Below are 3,337 nucleotides of genomic sequence, written 5' to 3' on the forward strand. Positions count from 1 at the left end.
CCATGGTGCTCTCCCATCCTCGCAGCAATATGCTGCGATCTTAACAGGAGCTGACCTCTCGTGAAGGACGAGCCCGATTACGCATGCTTGTGGCCCAATTTTCTAGACATTCCCGGCACGTAGCAGCTGACCATTTGCAGACATTGGACCTAAATTTAGGCGCTTCCAGCTAGTGTATAACCTCAATCATAGGTTGATCTTAATCGACATATTGTTGGCGGTGTGTTTGCACCGGGCGATGTGCTTTTGCAGGTGGTGCCAAAGACAGTGATCTGATGATTGAGGCCCATGTTCCACCAACGAATGTAGATCAGTTCACAACTCCGGAGCTGAACGCTCGCGTGTTGCCCGGTTCTCAAGAATTAATCCGCGATCAGGTCATAAGATAGGTTTACTACACTGTCCGCCTCTAGATCCTGAAGAGAAAACTGCCCAAACCGGATGGCAAATAACTGGTTCCTGGCATGTCTGCCCAAGATTTCATCTAGACCGGTCAGCGCACCGAGTTTTCTTGTTTCATCAAGCCCTACTCTCTATCGGCTCTGTGAACTACACTCTATTTTGCTCAGACTGCCGTGAAGCGGAAAAGAGGGCGGTTTTATCCTCCCTCGCTTTTCAGAGACTGTTGGCATACAGCTGTGTTTCACTTGCGGAGCCCGTCTGATTTGTGCGTTACTCGAAAACCAGCGCGATCTGATCTACAGTCACGCCTTCTTTGATCTCACGCAGTCTTGCATAGATCAATGCAACGGAAACGCCACTCAGGCCGGCCCCGAGAGTCGAAGGGATTAGATAAGCAAGCATTGCTACGAACTGTCCCGAGCCAACAGTAAGGTCTGCAGCAAAGCCCGCAACGTATTGAAAAATGCCGATAAAAATACCGATCAAAATCAGTAGGCCAAGGATCGGCCAGCGGTATTCTTTGGTTAGTTCTGAACTTCTCCCAAGGCCACCGAAACCGACTCGTTCGATTACAACCGCCGGGGCGATCATAGAAAATACGGCATACACCCAAAGGCCGGGAATTATCAGCGCGATCATTGCAACTCCCGCCAATACGCCAGCAATCAGGGACAGAATGGCAATCGGAATAGCAGCCCGGATGGCCGGTGTGACATAGCGGCCAAGCTGGATCCTCCGCCCAAGCTTTGCATCATAAGCCAGTTGGACAAGCAGTGCGGTCGTCAAGCTGTAGAAAGAGATTTGCAGCACTATCGCCATTCCCCAAGCCCCAAAACCGAATGATGTGCTGAATTCGGGATCGGCGGTGCCCAACGCTACATCAAGCCCAACCAGTGCGCTACTGGCGAGCAGGCTCAGCATACTGGGCACCAGCGCCATAAGGGCGATCGAGATAAGGTTTCTAAAAAAAATTGAGAAGCTCTCGCCGATGATGGCGCCGACGCCAAGAGACATACGGCTACCGATATCTGTTGTACTGGTCATGGTTATCCTTTAGCCTTGATTCATTATCTAACGTTAGGGTACTTTGTCTCTATAGATACACCCATTGAGTGTGTCGTACTATTTTAAAAACTAAAAAGGGCAGCATATATAATGTTGTTGCCTTAGAGTAAAATGTCTTCTTTGGCATAATATTTATCGTTACGCCGCTCACCAAACAGCTGACGCTGTTCCAAATGCGCGCGTTGCGCATTGTAAAATGCTCTCAAAAACTCCAGCCTCTTTGCTGTGGGCACCTTGTCAGCATAATCAATTTTGTGCCGAATCTTCTCGACCACTGCTTCAATGGTAGCCCCTTGTCTATGATTGCTCCCCGATCCCGTTGCTATCCCTTGTGCACGTAATAGGCTTTCGAGGGTTTGCAGTTCATAAGCACCGTAGTGTTCGAGCTGATGCATAAGAAAGACGAACTCTTCCCTTTTAGGCAGTTGCGTTACAGATTGATCGGCTAGGTCTATCAGCAGCACAGGCACCGGCAGGTGGATGACATGGGTGCCCGCTATCAAGTCACCTAACCTTTGACGATACCGATTGCAGAGCGGAACCATAAAACCGGCGGCGATCCAGCAAAGGGCCAAGCCTGAAGTCAGCGGGGAAGCCTTATCAATCGACAGCAGTAGAGTAATAGGCAGGAAAATCTCAGCTTCCTTCATAAGGTTGCGCATCACCAATGAATGAGTGCTAAGCGATGTTCCATCGTGCGGTACAACCTTGATCTTCATCAGGCGTTTGCCGAGAGTCTGGCCGTTCCAGGCAAGTTCGGACATAACGTAGTAAGGTACCCGTATGATGAAGAACATCAGGCTGCCGATTGCTATGAGCGTTTCTGGTGAACTAAACCCAAGAGAAGCAACAAGGATTAGCAAGCAGAGTGCGGCAATCAAAGTAAGAATAACATCCGTGATCTGCGCAGCCAACCGCACTCCCAGCCCTGCTACTTTTAGCTTCAGAGGCACGCCCTCTGGCGGCACCAACTCTCCAACTGGCGGTCTAGCCTTAGCGTTCTTCTGCCATCTCAGCTTCATAGTCGCGCCTTTCCACCCAATCCGAACCAGGCGAGCCAGCAAAGGCCTATTCCCCAGCCGAGTGCATAGCGTGTGGCTGTATGTTGAACGAGCTGACGGCCAAAACCCTCCAGAAGAGCAGCTGCGATCAACATAATGGCAGCGACCAGTGCCAGTTTCGTCGCGTCCCGTCCTGCGTGGTGCAACGATTGACTGCGGGTCTTATCGCCGGGAAACAGTACCGCTGCACCTAATTGCAATCCGCCGCCGCAAGCAATGCAGATCGCAGAGATTTCGGTGACCCCATGTATAGACAGCCAGCCGCCCAGATCGATGCCCAACCCGCGCTCCGTATGCAGCGCATAAAAGGCACCCAGAACCAAACCATTGTAGAATGTCAGAAGGATTGCCGGGGCGCAGAGGAAAACCCCAAGCCCAAATATAAAAATGGCAATACGAGTGTTGTGTGAGAACAATGTAGTTGCAAGAGCGCCCAGACCTGAAGCGGATGGGTTCTCCTCATAAATCACCCGGCGCAGTTCATCAGCAGTCGAAGACGGGCCACGACCGCCAGCAAGCTCTGCCGGCATGAACACATGATACCAGCCCGGGTTTTCCAGAAAGAGCATATAGCCGACCAACACACCTAGCCCCATGCAAAGAAAACCTATTGCGATGAACAGCCATGACCGGCGCATCGCCTGCGGGGCACCTTGCAGGAAAAACTTGCGGAACAGCCCGCCCAGTCGTTCCTGCGGGGCGTAAACTGACAGGTAGGCCCGCGCTGTGAGGGCTTCAAGATAGTTCAGAAGCGCCTGATCCAGCGAGATTTCCCGGGCAATGGCCAGTGAAGTTGTGGCTTGCCGGTA

Annotated in this window: 3 protein-coding genes; all 3 read right to left on the minus strand. The window is 51.7% G+C overall.

The features are described 5' to 3' along the window. Nucleotides 1-672: 672 nt before the first annotated feature. Entirely contained in the window at nucleotides 673-1,446 is a 774-nt protein-coding gene (locus PPL9_RS08690) for a hypothetical protein (protein ID WP_057462340.1), read from the minus strand. A 122-nt stretch (nucleotides 1,447-1,568) separates the two neighbouring features. After that, nucleotides 1,569-2,489, minus strand: coding sequence for an RDD family protein (locus tag PPL9_RS08695; protein ID WP_057462341.1), 921 nt, complete (start codon nucleotides 2,487-2,489; stop codon nucleotides 1,569-1,571). After that, nucleotides 2,486-3,337 (minus strand): stage II sporulation protein M (locus PPL9_RS08700; protein WP_082596677.1); only part of this gene is annotated, 852 nt, incomplete at its 5' end. The genes PPL9_RS08695 and PPL9_RS08700, both read right to left, overlap by 4 nt.

This window comes from Pseudovibrio sp. POLY-S9 (assembly GCF_001431305.1).
Classification (GTDB): Bacteria; Pseudomonadota; Alphaproteobacteria; order Rhizobiales; family Stappiaceae; genus Pseudovibrio.